The 19,835-nt window shown below is 66.3% G+C and carries 16 protein-coding genes and 1 other RNA gene; 11 read left to right on the top strand and 6 right to left on the bottom strand.

The genetic code is table 11. The features are described from left to right. Window positions 1-49 precede the first annotated feature (49 nt). The gene (locus tag XdyCFBP7245_RS17765) at window positions 50-550 is read left to right on the top strand and encodes a YcxB family protein (RefSeq protein WP_104616831.1); all 501 of its coding nucleotides are present in this window, start codon (window positions 50-52) and stop codon (window positions 548-550) included. Window positions 551-910: 360 nt separating this feature from the next. Here the strand turns inward: XdyCFBP7245_RS17765 and XdyCFBP7245_RS17770 are convergent, their stop codons facing one another. Next, window positions 911-2,125 carry a lytic murein transglycosylase gene (locus XdyCFBP7245_RS17770; protein ID WP_104616832.1) on the bottom strand — a complete coding sequence of 405 codons (1,215 nt, stop codon included), beginning with the start codon at window positions 2,123-2,125 and terminating at the stop codon, window positions 911-913. A gap of 181 nt (window positions 2,126-2,306) precedes the next feature. Then, the gene (ampR, locus tag XdyCFBP7245_RS17775; protein ID WP_104616833.1) at window positions 2,307-3,176 is read right to left on the bottom strand and encodes a LysR family transcriptional regulator AmpR; all 870 of its coding nucleotides are present in this window, start codon (window positions 3,174-3,176) and stop codon (window positions 2,307-2,309) included. 100 nt (window positions 3,177-3,276) lie between these two features. Between ampR and bla the strand changes: the two genes are divergently transcribed. Both bla and XdyCFBP7245_RS17785 read left to right on the top strand, forming a co-directional pair. Then, the gene (gene bla / locus XdyCFBP7245_RS17780; protein WP_104616834.1) at window positions 3,277-4,188 is read left to right on the top strand and encodes a class A beta-lactamase; all 912 of its coding nucleotides are present in this window, start codon (window positions 3,277-3,279) and stop codon (window positions 4,186-4,188) included. 143 nt (window positions 4,189-4,331) lie between these two features. Next, window positions 4,332-5,279 (top strand): alpha/beta hydrolase, encoded by a 948-nt coding sequence (locus tag XdyCFBP7245_RS17785; RefSeq protein ID WP_104616835.1) that lies wholly within the window; start codon window positions 4,332-4,334, stop codon window positions 5,277-5,279. 69 nt (window positions 5,280-5,348) lie between these two features. On the opposite strand, the gene XdyCFBP7245_RS17790 is transcribed toward XdyCFBP7245_RS17785, so the two are convergent. From XdyCFBP7245_RS17790 to XdyCFBP7245_RS17805, 3 genes are all read right to left on the bottom strand, one after another. Then, complete coding sequence (locus tag XdyCFBP7245_RS17790; RefSeq protein WP_104616836.1) at window positions 5,349-7,496, bottom strand: phosphocholine-specific phospholipase C; 2,148 nt, start codon at window positions 7,494-7,496, stop codon at window positions 5,349-5,351. A gap of 310 nt (window positions 7,497-7,806) precedes the next feature. Beyond that, window positions 7,807-10,218 (bottom strand): TonB-dependent receptor, encoded by a 2,412-nt coding sequence (locus tag XdyCFBP7245_RS17795; protein WP_104616837.1) that lies wholly within the window; start codon window positions 10,216-10,218, stop codon window positions 7,807-7,809. Between the two features lie 640 nt (window positions 10,219-10,858). Continuing rightward, window positions 10,859-12,103, bottom strand: coding sequence for an MFS transporter (locus tag XdyCFBP7245_RS17805; protein ID WP_104616839.1), 1,245 nt, complete (start codon window positions 12,101-12,103; stop codon window positions 10,859-10,861). Between the two features lie 365 nt (window positions 12,104-12,468). Here XdyCFBP7245_RS17805 and XdyCFBP7245_RS17810 point away from each other — a divergent pair, with 365 nt between their 5' ends. Next, window positions 12,469-12,786 (top strand): FmdB family zinc ribbon protein, encoded by a 318-nt coding sequence (locus XdyCFBP7245_RS17810; protein ID WP_104616840.1) that lies wholly within the window; start codon window positions 12,469-12,471, stop codon window positions 12,784-12,786. Window positions 12,787-12,962: 176 nt separating this feature from the next. Here XdyCFBP7245_RS17810 and XdyCFBP7245_RS17815 read toward each other — a convergent pair whose 3' ends face one another. Beyond that, window positions 12,963-13,739 carry a DUF3011 domain-containing protein gene (locus XdyCFBP7245_RS17815; protein ID WP_104616841.1) on the bottom strand — a complete coding sequence of 259 codons (777 nt, stop codon included), beginning with the start codon at window positions 13,737-13,739 and terminating at the stop codon, window positions 12,963-12,965. Between the two features lie 156 nt (window positions 13,740-13,895). Here XdyCFBP7245_RS17815 and aspS point away from each other — a divergent pair, with 156 nt between their 5' ends. The 7 genes from aspS to ruvA all read left to right on the top strand — a co-directional run bounded on the left by aspS (window position 13,896) and on the right by ruvA (window position 19,791). Further along, complete coding sequence (gene aspS / locus XdyCFBP7245_RS17820; RefSeq protein WP_104616842.1) at window positions 13,896-15,647, top strand: aspartate--tRNA ligase; 1,752 nt, start codon at window positions 13,896-13,898, stop codon at window positions 15,645-15,647. A gap of 413 nt (window positions 15,648-16,060) precedes the next feature. Beyond that, entirely contained in the window at window positions 16,061-16,588 is a 528-nt protein-coding gene (locus XdyCFBP7245_RS17825; protein ID WP_104616843.1) for a GNAT family N-acetyltransferase, read from the top strand. A 62-nt stretch (window positions 16,589-16,650) separates the two neighbouring features. Next, window positions 16,651-16,726, top strand: a non-coding RNA gene (locus XdyCFBP7245_RS17830) — sX9 sRNA. A gap of 205 nt (window positions 16,727-16,931) precedes the next feature. After that, window positions 16,932-17,615: an alpha/beta hydrolase gene (locus XdyCFBP7245_RS17835; protein WP_211287737.1), complete on the top strand. Its 684-nt coding sequence runs from the start codon at window positions 16,932-16,934 to the stop codon at window positions 17,613-17,615. An 89-nt stretch (window positions 17,616-17,704) separates the two neighbouring features. Beyond that, the gene (locus XdyCFBP7245_RS17840) at window positions 17,705-18,433 is read left to right on the top strand and encodes a YebC/PmpR family DNA-binding transcriptional regulator (RefSeq protein WP_104616844.1); all 729 of its coding nucleotides are present in this window, start codon (window positions 17,705-17,707) and stop codon (window positions 18,431-18,433) included. A 130-nt stretch (window positions 18,434-18,563) separates the two neighbouring features. Continuing rightward, window positions 18,564-19,088, top strand: a complete 525-nt coding sequence (gene ruvC / locus XdyCFBP7245_RS17845; protein WP_055849080.1) for a crossover junction endodeoxyribonuclease RuvC — start codon at window positions 18,564-18,566, stop codon at window positions 19,086-19,088. 118 nt (window positions 19,089-19,206) lie between these two features. Next, entirely contained in the window at window positions 19,207-19,791 is a 585-nt protein-coding gene (gene ruvA, locus XdyCFBP7245_RS17850) for a Holliday junction branch migration protein RuvA (protein ID WP_055849084.1), read from the top strand. Window positions 19,792-19,835 lie beyond the last annotated feature (44 nt).

A 19,835-nucleotide genomic window follows, 5' to 3' on the forward strand; every position in this document is an offset into this window, starting at 1 on the left:
GCGCAGGCGTTACGATGCGCGTCGGGCCAAGCACAAGGAAGGAGCGAACATGATCAGCGTCACCATCAGTCTGGAAGACCATCTGGCCGCACAGCGCCTGCATGCACGGCAGACGGCCAAGCTGTTGATCGTGTTCCTGGTGGTCCTGCTACTGATCGGAGCGGGTTTGCTGCAACTGATCGGGGCCAGCGAAATCATCGGCCCGGTGCTGATCGGCGCCGGGGGCGGCGGCTTGATCGGCCTGGTGTTGTTGCACGTCTGGGGCTTGCCGCGGAAGATCAAACGCCTGCACGCCCAGCAGGCCTCGCTGCGGTATGCCTACACGTTTGCGTGGGACGAGACCGGGCTGGAGATCACCTGGGCGGACGGGCGGCTGCGCCGGCCCTGGTCCGATTACATCCGCTACCGCGAGAACGAGCGCGTGCTGCTGCTGTATCACAACGACCGCTTGTTCGAACTGTTCGCCCCGCATTGGTTTGCCGACCAGGCGCACTACGAGGCGTTTCGCCAGGTGGCGGTGCAGGGGATCGAGGCGTCCGCGCGCCGCTGAGCGGGTCGTTGAGTTCGCTCAGCCGGAGCGCTGTTGCTCGGCCACCATCCAGTCGCGCAACCAAGATGGCGGTACCGGGCCGCAACCGCGAGGCGGCGGCGCAGCGGCTGGCCGCAGCGGATGCGACGTGGATGGAGCTGCTGGACGGGGCGGACTGACAGCGCTGGCTGGCCGATTGCCGCGCTACACGCCGCAGCGCGGCCTCGCGCGGATCACGCGCTGCTTGCTGCTTGCTGATGCAGCACGCGCCGCAGCGCGGCGTCCGCCATACATGACGGCCTGATGCCGGAACCGCGCCGCTGAGCACGGCGCCTCGCCTCGCCGCCGCCGTCAATCACACGGCGCGGTCCACGCCTGCACTCACTTTGCCCGCAGACGCGTCAGCAACGAGGTGCTGGCGTAAGCATCCTGCGGCAATCCCTGGCTGCGCTGAAATGCACGGATGCCCTGGCGCGTCTGCGGCCCCAGCGCACCGTCGACTCCGCCGACGTCGAAGCCCTTGTCGGTCAGCCGTTGCTGCATTTCGGTGATGGCATCCACGCTGTTGAGCGGTGGATCGTCCTTCGGCCAGGGCTGCGCGACCCCGGCGCCGCCCGCATAGCCATCGGCCAACAACCCCACCGCCAGCGCGTAGGCGGTGGAATTGTTGTAGCGGAGAATGCTGCGGAAATTGTCGAACACCAGGAAGGCCGGCCCGCGATAGCCGGTGGGCAGCAGCACCGAGGCCTGTTCCTGGGCCAGGGCCGGCGCAATTGGCTTGTCCGCACACAGCACGCCCTGGCGTTGCCAGTCGGCGACGGTCTTCTTGATCGTCATATCTGCCTGCGCGTAGTCGAAGTCGGCCGCTAGGTGAACCTCCTGGCCCCACGGCAGGCGGCTGTTCCAGTTGCTCTTGTTGAGATAATTCGCAGCAGAGCCCAACGCATCTGCACTGGAGCGCCAGACGTCGCGCGTGTGATCCCCATCGGCGTCGACGGCATAGTCGCGGTAAGTGCTGGGAATGAATTGCGTCTGTCCCATGGCACCGGCCCACGAACCCACCAGTTGCGACCTGTCGATCCCTTTCTCCGTTTGCAGGATCTGCAAGGCGGCGAGCAGTTGCGCGTTGCCATAGCGTGTACGCCGGCCCGAGTGCGCCAGCGTTGCCAGTGAGCGGATCACGTAGCGGTCGCCGATCTGTGCGCCGTAGTCGCTTTCCATGCTCCAGATTGCGGTCAGGATGCGTGGATCCACGCCGTACTGCCGCTGCAGCTGCTCGAACAGCGTGCGCTTGCTGACCAGCAGTTGCTGGCCCTGCTGGATGCGCGAGGGCGTGACCCGGCCGTCGAGATACTCCCACAGGTATTGGGTGAACTCGGGCTGCTGCTGATCCAGCGCATGCACGGACGGGTCGGCGGTGACGCCGGCAAACGCGGTGTCCAGTGTGGTGGTCTCGATGCCGGCGGCAAGCGCGCGCTGGCGAAAATCGACGAGCCATTGTTCAAAGCTTTGGGTCGTCGCAGGATCCTGTTCGGCGGCGGCAGGAGTTGCGGAGCTGGGCGCGGTGACTTGTGCGGCGGCGTGGGTCGCGGTCATGCACGCGCCGGCAAGGATCCATAGACGAAGATGCTGCGAGAGGGGTTTCATGGGCATGCCTCGGACTGACGATGGCATGCATGCTAGTTGTCGTGTTGCCGAAATAAAGCTATGGCAGCTATTCGTTTTTGCGCTGTATTTCAGTGCGGAATCAATTGCGGCGTGCGCCAGGCCACTGTGTTCACGTCGACAGCGTGCGCACCAGCCAGCGGTGAAAGCCGAGCGCAGGGCCGCCGGCCGGCCGCGAACGCAGATGCGTCAGCCAATAACGCCCAGCGTCGATCTGGATCGGGAACGGGCACACCAGGCGCCCGGCATCCAGGTCCTGGCGAAACATCGGCAACGGCAATAACGCCACGCCGGCACCGGCTGCCGCCGCGCTGGCCAGGGTCAACGACGAATCGAACATCGTCCCGCGTGCGGCGACCTCGGCCACGCCCGCCGCGCGAAACCATTGCGGCCATTCGTCCAGGCGGTACGAGCGCAATAACGGCAAGTGCGCCAGATCGGCCGGCGTGCGCAGGCCACGCGCCATGCTGGGCGCGCACACCGGCGCAAACGGCGCCTCCATCAGCGCATGGGAGATCTGGCCCTGCCAGTCGCCGTCGCCGAAACGGATCGCCAGATCCAGCCCTTCGCCTGCCAGATCGACCCGGTTGTTATGGGTGGACAGGCGTAATTCGATATCCGGGTGCGCGGCATGAAACGCCGGCAATCGCGGCAGCAGCCAGCCGGTGGCGAAGGTGCCCACCACGCCCACGCTGAGCACTTCGCGATAGCGCCCATCGGCAAAGCGTTCCAGGGTGGCGGCGATGCGGTCGAAGGCCTCGCCGAGCACCGGTGCCAGCGCCGCCCCTTCGTCGGTGAGCGCCACACCGCGTGGCAAGCGGTGAAACAGGCTGGTGCCCAGCTGCTGTTCCAATGCCTTGATCTGGTGGCTGAGCGCGGCCTGGCTCACGCACAACTCGCCGGCTGCGCGGGTCAGGTTCTGATGACGTGCGGCCGCCTCGAAGGCGCGCAGGGCATTGAGCGGAAGGCGAGGGCGGGGCATGCGTAGAGATTAGTTGAATTCATGCCAGGGATCGAAACATCGCAATTCTCCGGCTGCCGGCCTGCGCCGATACTGCGGGCTCTCCCGAGGAGGCTGGCCCATGTTGAACCGTCGACAATTCTTGTGCGCAACCGGCGCGAGCGTGCTGCTTGCGGTGTCCCGACCCGCATGGGCGCTGACTCCCGCAATGTTGCCGGGCGACGTGTTGCGAGCGGAATGGGCCGAGATCGAACGCCGCAGTGGCGGCCGCCTGGGCATCGGCCTGCTCGACAGCGCCACCGGCAAACGCATCGGCCAGCGTGAGGACGAGCGCTTCCCGATGTGCAGTACCTTCAAATTTGTATTGGCTGCGGCGGTGCTGCAGCGGGTGGACAAAGGCGAGCTGACGCTGGCGCAGCGGGTCAAGATCCGCGCCTCCGACATGCTTTCGCATGCGCCGGTCACCGAGCGGCATGTCGGCGGGTCGCTGAGCGTGGCCGAGTTGTGCCGCGCCACCATGATCTACAGCGACAACCCGGCCGCCAATCTGCTGTTCCCGCTGGTTGGCGAGCCGGCCGGGCTGACTGCGTTTTTGCGGGGGATCGGCGATACGCACACCCGCAGCGACCGCCACGAGCCGGAAATGAACCGCTATGCCGAAGGCGAACCGCGCGACACCACCACGCCTGCGGCAATGGCCGCCACGCTGCGCACGCTGCTGCTCGGCAACGCGCTGCAGCCTGCCTCGCGCAAACAACTGGCCGACTGGATGATCGATAACCGCACCGGCGATACCTGCCTGCGCGCCGGTCTGCCGCACGACTGGAAGATCGGCGACAAGACCGGCAGCAACGGCACCGACACCCGCAACGACATCGCGATCCTGTGGCCGCCAAAGGGCAGGGCACCGCTATTGCTGACGACGTACTTGAACGGCGCCAAGGTCGACGATGCTGGGCGCGATGCGGCGTTGAAGGCGGTCGCAGCCGCCGTCGCGGACGCTGTCACTGCGGTGGACCTGTTCGCGCGATGACGGCCGGCGTGGCGGCGCTCGCCATCGGATCGCAACGCCCCCGTGCTTGCCGGCTTCATTTCGCGTGTCAGTCCGCAACGTGCTTCCTGTTCCGCTTCCACTCTTGAGGTTCGACGGTGCAAATAAGGTTGTGTCATTGGTGTATGGCAGTTGCGCTGCTGCTTGTTCATGGGTCTGTGCCGGCACGTGCCTGGCAACCGGCGCCGGGCCAGGTAGAGATACCGCTCTGGCCGCAGGCGGTGCCTGATGCCTTGCGCAATCCAAAGCCCGAAACGGTGGGCACCGGCGAGGGGCGATTGCCGTGGACCAAGGTGAGCGATGTCAGCCGCCCGACGATGACGGTGTATCTGCCAAAAAATCGCAACACCGGTGCGGCGGTGCTGGTGTTCCCCGGTGGTGGCTATCAAGTCCTGGCCATGGATCTGGAAGGGACGGAGATCTGTGATTGGCTGACCGGGCGCGGGATGACCTGTGTGCTGTTGAAATACCGTGTACCGAACTCGGGGCCGACCTGGAACAACGGTCGCCGCTATTACCCAAAGGTGCAAACAGCCTTGCAGGACGCGCAGCACGCGCTAGGACTGGTGCGCGCACGAGCCAGCCAGTGGGGCGTGGACCCGCACAAGATCGGTGTGCTTGGCTTTTCTGCCGGCGGTCATCTGGTGGCGGCGGCCAGTACGCACTTTACAAAGCGCACCTATCAGCCGGTGGACGCGTCCGACGCACAGAGTTGCCGGCCGGACTTTGCCATTGCCGTGTATCCGGGCCACTTGTGGGCGCACGAGGATGCGGACAGCGCCACACGCGATCCGACCCATCTGCCGCTGCGGCCAGACATCACCGTCACTGCACGGACGCCGCCGACCTTCTTGCTGCAGGCCGAGGACGATACGGTGGATGGCGTCAGTCAATCGCTGGCCTACTACGTGGCGCTCAAGCAGGCCGGTGTGCCGGTAGAAATGCATTTATATGCCGAAGGCGGACATGCGTTCGGTCTGCGCGCGGGCACACTGCCGATCGCGCAATGGCCGCATCTTGTGGAGACCTGGTTGGGGACGATCGGCATGCTGGATGCGGCCGGCACGCGCTGAGCGCAACGGTACCCAAGTGTGCTGGCCCGATAGCCACATGCGCACTCGGCGCATGCCGAGCCGCACGGCTCAGCCCAGTGGGCCAATCACGATAGGCCTGTCCTGCTGCAGCCGCGCCGGCCCCCCCATCGCCGGATCGCTGACGCTGTCTGCACCGGTTTCGATGCGACCGGCCAGACGTTGGCTTGCGCCGTCGTGTTCGATCCACAGGTCGTACCAGCCGCCGCTGGCTGCCGCTTTCCAGCTGCGTTGCCAGGTCTGGCCGCCCGCAAGCTGCAGGTGCTCGCGCGGTTGCGCCTGCGCATACGCGGCCGGTTGCAGTGCGATCTGGATCGGCGTGGTGCCGGTGTTGTGCAACGACAACGACAGCGCCGCCGGGTCGTCCGCTGCCTGGGTGATATCGGCCACCAGCACTGCAGCGCTCAGGTCGCCGCGATAGTGGCGATGGAATCCGTTGGGGCCGATCAGCCACAGATCGTAGCGACCATCGTAGGTGGTCCAGTCGCCGTCCACCGTGGCACCGTTGCCTACCGTGTAGCGGCGCGGGATCGCCGCCAGGTCGTAGCGGTCGTAGACATGCAGTACCGCCGCCGCGCCGCTGTTGCGCAGGCGTAGCTGCACCTCGCCGCTCGCTTGCACATGCGCCAGTTGCACGCTCGGGCGATACGGCACGGCGCGCGAACGGCGCACGCCGAACGGTTGCTCGGGTGGCTGCAACGTGGCCGGCAGCGGCGGCAACGTGTGCTCGCGTAAGGCTGCTGCACGCGCTGCCGCATCGCCCACATCGGGTAGCGATGCGACGAATGGGCGTGCATCGGCGTTGCGGAAATCGAATGCATTGGTCAGGTCGCCACATACCGCGCGCCGCCATGGCGTGATCTCCGACGCCTGCACGCCAAACCGCCGTTCCAGCAGGCGCAGCACCGAGGTGTGGTCGTATACCTGCGAATCCACCCAGCCACCACGGCTCCACGGCGAAATCACATACAGCGGCACGCGCGGACCAGGCCCGTACGGGCGGCCGCGCAGTGCGGGTAGATCCACTTTTTGCTCACCCGGTGCAGGCTGGCGATGATAGTCGTCGTCGGTGGCGATGCTGGAGGCGCCGGCAAACCCGCTGGTTGCGCGCGGGTCCGGCGATGGCGGCGCCGGCGGCGGCATGTGATCGAAGAAGCCGTCGTTCTCATCGAACATCAGCAGCAATGCAGTGCGGCTCCACACCGCCGGATTGGCGGTGAGCGCATCCAGCACGCGTGCGGTGTAGGCCGCGCCTTGCGCCGGGCTGGACGGGTCCGGATGTTCGCTGCCGGCCGCATCGGCAATGACAAAACTCACCGACGGCAGCCGATCGGCCATCACGTCTGCGCGCAACTGCTCCACGCCCCGCGTGCTGATGCCACGCGCACGCAGCTGCGCATCGTGACCGGGCGCGTTGCGGTAGGCCTGCCGAAACGCCTCGAACCCGGCCAGCGGGTTGTCGGTGAAGTTGTCGGCCATGTCCTGATAGATCTGCCAGCTCACGCCCGCGCGCTGCAGCTGTTCCACATAGGTGGTCCATCGATACGGCTCGGCAAACCCACCCAGCTCCGGAAAGTTGTCGTGCGAGTTACCGATCACCGGCCCGCCATGGCGCCCGTGCGGATCGTTGCCGCCCGTCCACAGGAACACGCGATTGGAATTGGTGCCGGTCTGGATCGAGGCGTGGTACGCATCGCAAATGGTAAACGCATCGGCGAGCGCGTATTGGAAGGGAATATCCGCCCGTCCGTAATAGCCCAGCGCGTGATTGTGCTTGGCTGCTGCCCACTGCCCGAGCCGACCGTGGTCCCAGGCCTGTTGTGCATCCGGCCAGCTATGCGGCGTGCCCTTGACGCGCATGAAGCCGAATTGCGCTGCGGTATCCAATGCAAACGGCGTGAGCCATTGCATGCCGTCTTCGCTGGGCTGCAGCCACACCGTGCGCGAGGGCGCACCGGGCAGCGGCGGGGCCGGGACCGGAAAGCGATCGCCGAACCCGCGCACGCCTGGCAGCGCACCGAAGTAATGATCGAAGGCGCGGTTTTCCTGCATCAGGACCACCACGTGCTGCAGGTCGTCCAGTGTGCCGCTGCGGCGGTCCGGCGCGATGGCCGCGGCGCGCGCGATGCTGGGCAACAGTGCGGCTGCGCCGCTGGTCAGGCCGGCTTGCAGCAAACGGCGGCGGGGCAGGTCGATCATCGTGTCACCTCTGGGTGGCTGAACCCGTCCGAGTCCCTTCCCCCGCCTGCGGGGGAAGGGGCCCGAAGGGCGGATGGGGGGGGCTGTGCCCTCACCCTAGCCCTCTCCCGCAGGCGGGAGAGGGGGCGGATTGCGGGGGGATTTCCCCGCATCCTGCGTTACTGGCCGAACCGTCCGAGTCCCTTCCCCCGCCTGCGGGGGAAGGTGCCCGAAGGGCGGATGGGGGGGACTGTGCTCTCACCCCAGCCCTCTCCCGCAAAGCGGGAGAGGAAGACAGTCCCGGCGTGCACGTCAGCATGGCAGGTTGCCGTTACAGATCCAGCGTCAGCGTCAGCCCCAACGTGCGCGGTGCGGCGATGAAGGCGCTATCGCTGCCGTCCACGCCTTCCAGATAGCGCTTGTCGGTGAGGTTACTGACATTGAGCGCCAGTTGCAGGCCCTTGAGTTGCGCCGACAGCTGCGACAGCTCCACGCCCAGATTCGCATTGAAGGTGGTCACCCCATCGAGCGCGGCGCGGTTGGACGCATCCAGATAGCGCTTGCCCAGATAACGACCGGACACGCCGAAGCGCCATGCCTCCCCACGCCAGTCGGCCGAGACCACCAATGTGTTGCGCGGCTGGCCGATCACCTGCGCGCCGGGCGTGATATCCAGGGCGGTATCGCGCGCAGCATCGCCGCTGCCCAGGTAATCGGCCTTGTTGTAGGTGTAGGCGCCATTGAGGCGCCAGCCGTTGTCCCAACCGTAACCCAGCGCCGCTTCCACGCCGCGTGCATGCACGCCGCCGAAGTTTTCGTACACGCCGTCGGTCTCGCCCAGGTAGTCGATGCCGCTGACGAAGTTGGCCGGCACATACACGATGCGATTGTCGAAGCGGATGTCGTATAGCGTCACGCTGCCGGTCAGCGGCCAGCGGCTGATGCGCAGACCCAGCTCGACATTGTCGGCGGTTTCCGGCTGCACGCGGCTGAGTGCGACCGGGTCGGTTTCGCCCAGCACGCCGGACGGAATCGCGGCAAAATTCTGCGAATACCCGGCGAAGGCTTCCAGCCCCTGCACCGGCGTGGTCCAGGTCAGGCCGGCGGACAGCAGCGGGTCGGAGTGCGCATCCGACTCCACATGCTGCGCATCGCCGATGCGGCGGTCGCGGGTCTGTTCGAGGAAGAACTGCTTAACGCCCACGCGCCAGGCGAAGGCGCCGTAACGCATCACATCTTCGACGTAATACATCTGCTCGTCGGTCTGGTAGTTGTCCTTGAACTGCACCCAGTACGGCTGATGGTCGAAGCTGATGTTGGTACCGACGTTGAGCAGGCGATGCCAGTCGCGGGTGACGCTGCGGTCGTACCGTTCCAGCCACGCGCCGGCACGCGCAGTGTTGTCGATCGGGCCCAGATCGTGGCGCCATTCCACATCGGCCATCGCACCGGCGCGGTGATTGTCGTAGTGGCTATGGCGATACGACTGCACCGGTACCGAACCTGCCGGATAGCACGCCGGATTGGATTCGGCCGGCACCGCCGGACTGCCGGCGCAACCGGTCAGCAGCGTCGCGGCCGCACCGCCTGGGGTCAGGTAATACAGCTTGCCCAGGTCGCTGCCGGCATACACGGTGTTGCCGCCGCGCGCCTCCGATTCCGGAGCGCCCGCGCCATCGTTGGTGACGTCCACCAGATACGGCGGAATCCAGTCGCCGCGGCCTTGCATGCGATGCGCGTAGCCAGTGAGCGTGGTCTTGAACCCGTTGCCGCCATCGAAGGCGCCGCGCAGATAACCGAAGGTGTTCTTGCGCAGTGCGCGCGAGCCGGAGCGGTAGTTCTGATCCAGATACGGAATGCCGGTGAGCGTGCCGGTCAGCAAGTCGTGTTCCGGGTCGCGTGCGAACTGCTCGGGCGTCACGCTGGTGTATTCGGATTCGTCGGCATCGTCGTAGGACACGTAGCCGCTGAGCGTCCACTTGTTCAACGCGCTGACGAACTTGCCGGCCAGATGGTCGCGGCTGGTGTGGCCGCTGCCGTCGATCCAGTCGTCGTTGCGCGCCGACGAACCGCTGATCCACGCGCGCGTATTGCCGCCGAGCAGGCCAGTGTCGTAGCGCGCGTAATACTTGCGCGCCTGGTTGTCGCCGATGCCGCCGATCACCCGCACGCGCTGTTCTTCGAGCGGCTCGCCGGTGAGGTAATTCAGTGTGCCGCCCAGCGCCTCGTTCGAGCGCGACGCGATATCGGCGGTGCCCTGGCTCACTTCCACCGTTTCCAGATCCGGCATGTCGATGAAGCGGTTGGCCTTGGAGCCGCCGCCATATGCCGAGCCACCGTTGGGCACGCCGTCGACGGTGGTGCCGATCTGCTGCGTGTCGCGGTTGCTGACAAAGCCACGCATGCTGATCTGCGTACCCCAATCGGACGAGCCGAATGCATCGGCTTCGGTGACCACCACGCCGGGGAGTTCGTTGAGCGCGTCGTTGACGCTGCCCAGCACGAACTGGCGGTCGAGCATTTCCTTGCTGACGGTGGTCTTGGAGTACGTCATTGCCTGCCCGACCACCTGCACCTGATCGAGCGTGGACACCTGCTCGCCGCTGGCAAGTACTTCTGAACGCGGCGCTGCCGGTGTGGCGCCATCCGGTGCCTGCTGCGCGTAAGCGGGCAGGGCGAATGGAACCAGCAGCAGGGCAAGCGTGGCCGGATGTCGCACGCGCGGGCAGGTGGTCGAATCCATTGCAATCCAACGAGCGGGGGAGGTGGCCGCAGACTGCCGTGCTTGCATTGCGTGATGATGACCGCGCTGCAGATGGGCTGCGATCACTGGGTGGATGTGCGCAGCTTCTCTGCCAGGACGAATACGATCTTGGCGACGCTTAGATATTCCAAGGCTGTCGGTTGAGGGCGCGATGTCCTCACCGCTTGCGGGACACGCTGTGAATCCATCCATGGACGCTCCGTGGCGGCATCCATGCCGCCACAGGGTCCCGCAAGCGGTGAGAACACCGCGCCAGAACGTGTGCTGCTCGCTTTATTGAAAGCCGCGCACACCGACCCTCTTCACCGGTCCTTGCCCGCCCACCGTCGCGGGACCTTTGGCGGCATGGATGCCGCCAAAGAGCTTACATGGACGTACTTGCAGCGTGTCCTGCGATGGTGGGCGGGCAAGGGCCCTGCAGCAAAGCGTAGATCCACCGCTTTGCAATCGAGGCATGCAAAGCGCCCAGCATCAACGCACATGGTCCCTCTTGGCATAAAGGTTGCCGACAGAATGTCGCGAGCCGCAAACGTGCGCAACCCATGCAGACCAGACAGATGCACGGGTATGGCGCGCAGCTCACCAGCCTCGCCCACCTGACATCTGCGACACCGTGTTGTCAGCTTCTCTTGGCGTGTGGTGTTGCTTCGATCTGCTGGGTTTCCGGCATCAATTCCAGTGCCGATGGCGTGGTGCGCAGCATCGGCCGGAACGCGATGGGATGCGTACGACGACGCGCAAACCGCAGCAAGCGCGACAGCGTGAAACCGGCCAGCGCCAATAACATCACTGCGAAATAAACCGGGAGCGCTGCAGGGCCGAACTTCTGCATCGCCCCGCCTGCCAGCGCCGGACCGATGGCAGCGCCCACGCCATGCACCAGCAACAGACTGCTGCAGCCCGATAACAAGTCTTCGCGCGGCAGGTAATCGAGCATGTGCGCCACCGCAAACGGGTACAACGAAAACGCCAGCCCGCCGTACACGAAAAACAGCATAAACAAGACGGTGGTCTGCGATTGCACCATCGGCACTGCGGCAGCGATGGCGATGGCGGCGGCCAGCACGCTCACCGCGACCAGGCCGATGCGTCGGTCGTGCCCGTCGCTGATGCGCCCGATCGGCCATTGCAGCACGGCACCGCCCACGATTGCGGTGAGCATGAACATCGCCACGCCATCGGCATCCAGTCCGATGCGGTTTGCATACACCGGCAATAAGCCCCAGAACGCACCCATCGCCAATCCCGACAATCCGGCGCCGACGGTGGCGACCGGCGCCAGCGCATACAGCGTTTTCAGGCGCAGGCGCGACACCTGCGGCACCTCCGGCGGAATCAAGCGCGTGGTGACGACCGGCATCACCGCCGCGCAGATCAGGATGGCGGTCAGCGTAAACATGGCCGGTGCTCGCGCGTCGCCGGCGGTCAGCAGAATCTGGCCCAGCGCCAGCGCCGACAGATTGATCGCCATGTACACCGAGAAAACACGGCTGCGTCGGCGTGCATCCGGCTCGGCGTTGAGCCAGCTTTCGATCACCGTGTACAAGCCCACCAGGGCGGCGCCGGTGACCAGGCGCAACACACCCCAACCCCAGGGATCGAGCCAGATCGGATGCAACAACACCGCAATGGCCGCCAGCGATGCGTAGAACGCAAATGCGCGGATATGCCCGATGCGTCGGATCAACGGCGGCGCGAAAAACGTGCCGAGAAAAAAGCCGGCGAAGTAACCGGACATGATCAGGCCCAGCGCACGCGCATCGAAGCCCGCCTGGCCGCCGCGCACGGCGAGCAACGTACCGAGCAGCCCGCTGCCGGTCAGCAACAGGGCAACGCCCAGCAACAGGGCGGTCAGCCGCAACATGGATGCGGCCCTCGCAGGGAAAAAGGCGCGTCGATCACGTCATCGAGTGTAGCAGCCACGCTGCTGAGACTGGATCGATGTGGCTCGCACAACGCGATCAGCTGGCGATGGCTGAGAGCGGATCGCTGCCGATGGAGTGGGGTTGCGCTATCACCATGTGTTGGCGGATCCATGCATCGCCAGCCTCAAGCCGCCAGTCTGCGAGAGGCAGCCAAGTGGTAAGAGGCCAGACGCGCAGTGGGTCGGTCACTGCCCACCACTCTCTGCCAGCCCGACCATGCGCCGGTGCGCGATTGGGTCATTGCGCCGCCATGCCTACATCCGTCTAGAATCGGCGCCCTTGCATCGTCTCCAGCGGATCTGTCATGCCCATCTACGCGTTCCAGTGCACCACCTGCGGCCACTCGTTCGACCGCCTGCAGAAGATGGCCGACCCAGATCCGCAGATCTGCCCGTCCTGCGCTGCGGCCACCATCAAGCGTCAGGTCACCGCGCCGTCGTTCCGCTTGTCCGGCAGCGGCTGGTACGAGACCGATTTCAAGTCGGCCGGCGAAAAGAAGAAGAACCTGACCGAGAGCAGCAGCGCGGGCGGCGGCGATGCCAAGCCGGCGGCGGCCAGCGACAACAAGCCCGCCGCTGCACCGGCAGCGCCTGCCGCAAAGCCGACATCCGGCGCGGCGTGACGCGCAACCTGCGCGGCCGCGTGATCAGCGCGACGGGCCTGGCGCCGTGGCTGCCGGCCGTCGCTATCAGTTGTTGCGCACCCGCCACGTAACCGCAGCGCACCAACGCAAACAGGCCGGATCATGGCGAACCGGCCTGTTGTGACAAGCGCAAAAGACGCGAAGCGTGCAAAACCTCAGCGCGCGTCGAACCGCGCGCGGCAGCCATCGTTGACCCACACCGCCGAACGACGTGGGTCGAAGCCCCAGGTGCGGCCTTCTTCGCAACGGGTGTCCGACAACTGGCGGGTCAGCACCGGGCGGCCGGCGCGCACGTCCCAGTCGCAGCTGCGCAGGCGGCGGTCGTCGCTGCTGCAGGTCACCGAATAGTCCCTACGCGGCCGATCGCCGCCGCCGTAACCGTCATCGCGATCCCAGCCACCGCCGCCACGGGCCTGCGCAAAGTCGGCGCGGCAGCCGTCGTCCACCCAGATCCGGCCGTTTTCCTGGTGCCAGTTGCGGCCCTCCACGCAGGGCGTGCCGGAGAGCTGGCGCACGATCGTTGCGCGCCGCCAGCCGGTGTTGCAGATCGCCTGACGCTGGTCGCGGCTTTCGCAGCGCACGGTGCCGGCGGCCGCATTGCCGGGACGGTCGTCGCCGCCATTCCAGCCGCCACCGCCCCAGCCACCGCGGGCCTCGACGAAGCGGCCGCGGCAGCCGTTGTCCACCCAGACGCGGCCACGGTCGCTGCCCCAGTTGCGGCCTTCGATACAGCGGGTGCCGGAGATGTTTTCCACCAGCGCCGCGCGCCCCCGGAACGGGGTGTCGCACTCGCGGCGGCGGTTATCGTTGCTGGAGCAGGTGATGCTGGGGCCATTGAAACCGCGGTCCTGCGCGGCGGCGGGGCGGCTGACCAGGGCGCCGGCGAGGGCGGCAAGACTGAAGCCGGAGATCAGCAGGGCGGTGCGCAGCATCGTGACGTCCTTGGTACGGGAGGGGCGTGGCGCCTATTCAGCCGGGCGCTGACTTAAGCGCCGGTGACCGTCGCCGCATTTGCTCCTGCCGCCCGCCGGCCCCAGAATATCCGGCTTTCCGGCGCTGCCTGCGTCGGGTTTTCAGCGGAGCTTTCGATGCGTACCCACTTCTGCGGCCTGGTCGACGAGACCATGATCGGCCAAACCGTCACTCTCGCCGGCTGGACCGACGTGGCCCGCAACCTGGGCGGGGTCTGCTTCATCGACCTGCGCGACCACGAAGGCATCGTGCAGGTGACCGTGGAACCGGAGAACGCCGAGGTGTTCCCGGTGGCCGCCAGCCTGGGCTACGAAGACGTGCTGCAGGTCGAAGGCGTGGTGCGTGCGCGGCATGCGGTCAACGACAAGCTGCGCAGCGGCAAGGTCGAAGTGATCGCCACCCGCATCAGCATCCTCAACAAGGCGGCGCCGCTGCCGTTCCATGCGCACGAAAATCCGGGCGAAGAAACCCGCCTGAAGTACCGCTATCTGGACCTGCGCCGTCCGGAAATGCAGCGCATGCAGCGCACCCGCATCAAGCTGGTGCAGGCGCTGCGCCGCCATCTGGACGCGCGCGATTTCCTGGACATCGAAACCCCGATCCTGACCAAGGCCACCCCGGAAGGCGCACGCGACTTCCTGGTGCCGGCGCGCATGCATCCGGGCGAGTTCTACGCCTTGCCGCAGAGCCCGCAGCTGTTCAAGCAGATTTTGATGGTGGCCGGCTTCGACCGTTACTACCAGATCGCGCGCTGCTTCCGCGACGAAGCGCTGCGCGCCGATCGCCAGCTGGAATTCACCCAGCTCGATATGGAATTCGCTTTCGTGCGCGAGCGCGATGTGCAGGATTTCGTCGAAGACATGATCCGCGCCATCTTCAAGGAAGTGGTGGACGTCGAGCTTGCTGCGCAGTTCCCGCGCATGACCTGGGCCGAGGCAATGCGTCGCTATGGCTCGGACAAGCCGGACCTGCGTATCGCGTTGGAACTGATCGATGTGGCCGAGCTGGTCAAATCCAGCGAGTTCCCAGTGTTCACTGCCGCCGCCAACGATGCCGACGGCCGCGTGGCCGCGCTGCGCATTCCCGGTGGCGCAGCGCTGTCGCGCAAGCAGATCGACGAGTACGCCGCGCACGCCGCCAAATACGGCGCCAAGGGGCTGGCCTACATCAAGCTGTCGGAAACCGGCGAAGTCAGCTCGCCGATCGCCAAGTTCTTTTCCGAAGAAGCGTTTGCCGCGTTGCTCAAGCACGTGGGTGCAAGCAACGGCGATATCGTGTTCTTCGGTGCCGGCGGCTACAACACCGTGTCCGACTTCATGGGCGCGCTGCGCCTGAAAGCCGGCAAGGACTTCAAGCTGGTCGCCGATACCTGGGCGCCGCTGTGGGTCACCGATTTCCCGATGTTCGAGTGGGACGACGAAGCACAGCGGTGCGTCGCCCTGCATCACCCCTTCACCGCACCGGCGGTGGACGATATCGCCGACCTGCGCGCCAACGCCCGCACTGCGGTGTCGCGCGGTTATGACATGGTGCTCAACGGCAATGAAATCGGCGGCGGCTCGATCCGTATCCACCGCCCGGACATGCAGAGCGCGGTGTTCGAGTTGCTCGGCATCGGCGCGGAAGAAGCGCGCGCCAAGTTCGGCTTCCTGCTGGATGCGTTGAACTACGGCGCACCGCCGCACGGCGGCATCGCCTTCGGCATCGACCGCATCGCCGCGCTGATGGCCGGCACCGAATCGATCCGCGACGTGATCCCGTTCCCCAAGACCACCGGCGCGCAGGATCTGATGACCGACGCCCCGTCGCCGATCCCCGCCGATCAGCTGGCCGAAGTGCACGTGCAGGTGCGCCCCAAGCAGGTCTGACCTGCGCGAGCGGATGGCCATGCGGTGTGCGTGGTCATCTGTACAAGTCGCCCAGCGCAGCTAGCGCTGCGCGCGTTTGTGGAACCGCCAGCGCCTGGGTCTGATGCGGTGCAGGGTCACGGCCATCCAATCCCCGCCGATCGACCGGCGGCGGGGCGCCTGCAGGTCCGTTTCGAACCGGTCGGCGTTGCGCTAGTACATGGCCATGCCTCGCATGTGATGGTTATCTTTCCGACGCGCTGCCGTGTGCAGCAAGCGTCGCGCGCTTTGCCAAAACCATCAGCGCCCACACCGAATCCTGCACATGGGTAATCCAAGCACCGCAGATGCTTGCCCGATTCCCGATTCCCCAACTTGCAGAGCCGCCGCCGCATGCGAGAAGCTGCCACGTCCACCCGGCACGAGAGGCCCGCATGACCCGCATCCGCCGCGCCACGCCGGACGATGCCGAAGCGCTGTCGCTTCTGGCTGCGCAGACGTTTACCGAAACCTTCGGGCATCTGTATCCGGAAGAAGACCTGCGCGGTTTTCTGCAAGAGACCTATGCGGTGGAGCGTGCGCGTATCGTGCTGGCGCATCCGGACTACGCGATCTGGTTGCTGGAGCTGGACAACCTGCTGGTTGGCCACGCCGCCGCCGGCCCATGCGGTTTGCCGCACGAGGAGGTGCGCCCCGGCGACCGGGAGCTCAAGCGCCTGTATCTATTGAAGGACTACCAGAGCAGCGGCTGGGGCAGCCGGCTGTTCGAAACCGCCTTGGAATGGCTCGAGCGCGACGGCCCACACACCTTGTGGATCGGCGTGTGGTCGGAAAACTTCGGTGCGCAACGCTTCTACGCCCGCTACGGCTTCGAAAAAATCGGCGAATACGATTTCCCGGTGGGCAAGATCGTCGACCGCGAGTTCATCCTGCGCCGCAAGCCGGTGCTGGCGGCGGACTAAGCGCGACGACCCAAACGACTGCACGCGCATCGGACCAACGCGGCCGGTGCCCTGCAATCGGCATGGATCGCTCGGACACGCCGTCTCCCTTGCGCCGTCCACACTCGCCTGGCAGCTGCTCGCTACGGTGTATTCGCCGCTCCAGGCCAGGCCTGCCTTGCCGTTGCGGCGCGGCAAGGCATTCTGTCCTGTCCTGTCCTGTCCTGTCCTGTCCTGGCGCGGCTGCGCTTGCCGCAAGATCGGCGCAGCGAACCTGCGATCGCAATCGCGTAGTCGGTGCTGCAGACCCTACGCGCGTCAGACATTCGCCCGACGCTCACCTCTCATCCCGGTACCCACGCCTTTGTCCAGCCCATCGTCGGCCATCCCTGTCATCCCTCGGCGCAGTCCGCGCAAGCACGCGGCCACCGCCACCGCCACCGCCGATGTGCTGCTGGTGCACGGCATCTGGAATACCGCGCACTGGCTGTTGCCGCTCGCGCGCCGGATGCGCGCCGATGGGCTGGCGCCTGCGTTATTCGGCTATGCCAGCGTGCTCGGCGGGCCGGCGCAGGCGGTGCCGCGCTTGATCGAACGCCTGCGCACCAGCCGCGCGCAATTGCTGGTCTGCCACAGCCTGGGCGGGCTGATGGCCCTGCAGGCCTTGTGCGATGCCCCCGACCTGCCGGTGCGTCGCGTGGTCTGCCTGGGCTCGCCTCTGTGCGGCAGCGCCGCTGCGCGCGGGCTGGCCCGGCGCGGGGGCGTCTGGGCGATGGGCCGCAGCGCCGCCCTGCTGCAGCAAGGGTTTGCGCGCTGGGACGGGCCAGCCGAGATCGGCCAGGTCGCCGGGTGCGTGCCGCGCGGGGTCGGCCGCTGGCTGGCGCCGCTGGCCGCTGGTTCGGACGGTACCGTGACCCTGGCCGAAACCCGTCTGCCCGGGCTACGCGACCACTGCGTGGTGCACGCCAGCCACAGCGGGCTGTTGCGCTCGCCAGAAGCCGCCCGGCAGGCGCTGGCCTTCCTGCGCAGCGGCCGCTTTGCGTCTTGAACATCCGCTGGCGGATGTCGCGGCCCCGGTGAGTGCAAGCAATCAGGTAAAATCCGCGCCCTGTCATCCAAGCCAGTCTGGAATCACCCATGGGTAGAGGCCCCTCGATCGAAGGCCGCAAGAACGCCTCCGACGCCAAACGCGGCAAGATGTTCACCAAGATCATCCGCGAGATCAGCGTTGCCGCGCGCGCCGGCGGTGGCGATCCGTCCAACAACCCGCGCCTGCGCACCGCCATGGACAAGGGGCTGTCGGCGAACATGTCCAAGGACGTGATCGAACGCGCCATCAAGAAGGCCACCGGCGAGCTGGAAGGCGTGGAATACGAAGAAGTGCGCTACGAGGGCTACGCGCCCGGCGGCGTGGCGGTGATCGTGGACTGCCTGACCGACAACCGCGTGCGCACCGTGGCCGACGTGCGCCATGCCTTCAGCAAATGCGGCGGCAACATGGGCACCGATGGCTCGGTGGCTTTCATGTTCAAGCGCCTGGGCGTGCTCAGCTTCGCCGCCGGTAGCGACGAAGACACCCTCACCGACGCGGCCATCGAAGCCGGCGCCGACGATGTGGTGGTGTATCCGGAAGACGGCGCCATCGACGTGCTGACCGCCCCGGATGCCTTCGCTAAGGTCAAGGACGCCCTGGCTGCCGCCGGCCTGGAGCCGGCCCACGCCGAAATCACCTTCCGCGCCGAAAACGACATCGCCGTCGACGGCGACACTGCCCTGCAGGTCCGCAAGCTGCTCGACCTGCTCGAAGACCTTGACGACGTGCAGGACGTGTATTCGAACGTCGATCAATCGTCGTTTGGCGCCTAAGGCGCCGGGAATCGGGAATGGAGAATCGGGAATCGAAACGGCTGCATCCTGCAGTGCTCGGCAACGTCGAGCACGCCAGTAGGCCGCTTTACCCATTCCCGATTCCCGACTCCCGATTCCCGGCCCCTCGATGACCCGCATCCTGGGCATCGATCCCGGCTCCCAGCGCACCGGGGTCGGCATCATCGACATCGACGAGGGCGGTCGCAGCCGGCATGTGCATCACGCACCGCTGGTACTGCTGGGCGAGGGCGATTTTGCGCAGCGGCTCAAGCGCCTGCTACACGGTTTGGGCGAGTTGATCGAGACCTACCGGCCGGATGAAGTGGCGATCGAAAAGGTCTTCATGGGCAAAAGTGCCGCTTCGGCGCTCAAGCTCGGCCACGCACGCGGCGCGGCGATCTGCGCGGTCGTCATGCGCGATCTGCCGGTGCACGAGTACGCTGCCACCGAGATCAAGCTCGCGCTGGTCGGCAAGGGCGGCGCGGACAAGGTGCAGGTGCAGCATATGGTCGGCATCATGCTCAACCTGAAAGGCAAGCTACAGGCCGACGCCGCCGATGCACTGGCGGTCGCCATCACCCACGCCCACGTCCGCGCCACCGCGCAGCGTCTGGGCGTCACTACCCAACAGGCCTGGAGCCGCAAGAAATGAGAATCGGGAATCGGGAATCGGGAATCGGAAACGCCGAGAGCGGAGTCCACAACGGCGCGTGCTGTGTCGATTCCCCATTCCCGATTCCCCAATCCCGGCACCGCAGCGGCGGTGCCGCGTGATCGGCCGTCTGCGCGGGATCCTGGCCTACAAGCAGCCGCCGTGGCTGGTGATCGACGTAGGCGGGGTGGGGTACGAGCTGGAGGCGCCAATGAGCACCTTCTACGATCTGCCCGATGTCGGCCGCGACGTCATCCTGTTCACCCATTACGCGCAAAAGGAAGACAGCGTCGCGCTGTACGGCTTCCTGCGCGAGGGCGAGCGGCGGCTGTTCCGCGACGTGCAAAAAGTCACCGGGATCGGCGCCAAGATCGCGCTGGCGGTGCTGTCCGGGGTCAGCGTGGACGAGTTCGCCCGCCTGGTCACCGGCGGCGACATCACCGCGCTCACTCGCATTCCGGGCATCGGCAAGAAGACCGCCGAGCGCATGGTGGTCGAGCTGCGCGACCGCGCCGCCGACTTCAGCAGCGGCGCGCCGATCACCGGCCAACTGGGTCCGGATGCGGTGTCCGAAGCCACGGTCGCCTTGCAGCAACTGGGTTACAAGCCGGCCGAGGCCGCGCGCATGGCACGCGAGGCCGGGGCAGAAGGCGACGAAGTCGCCACGGTCATTCGCAAGGCACTCCAGGCCGCGCTGCGTTAAGCGGGCTCGGCCTTTCTCATTCTTCACGCCCTTCAGCGATAACC

It is taken from the genome of Xanthomonas dyei, from assembly GCF_002939865.1.
In the GTDB taxonomy this organism is placed as follows: Bacteria; Pseudomonadota; Gammaproteobacteria; order Xanthomonadales; family Xanthomonadaceae; genus Xanthomonas; species Xanthomonas dyei.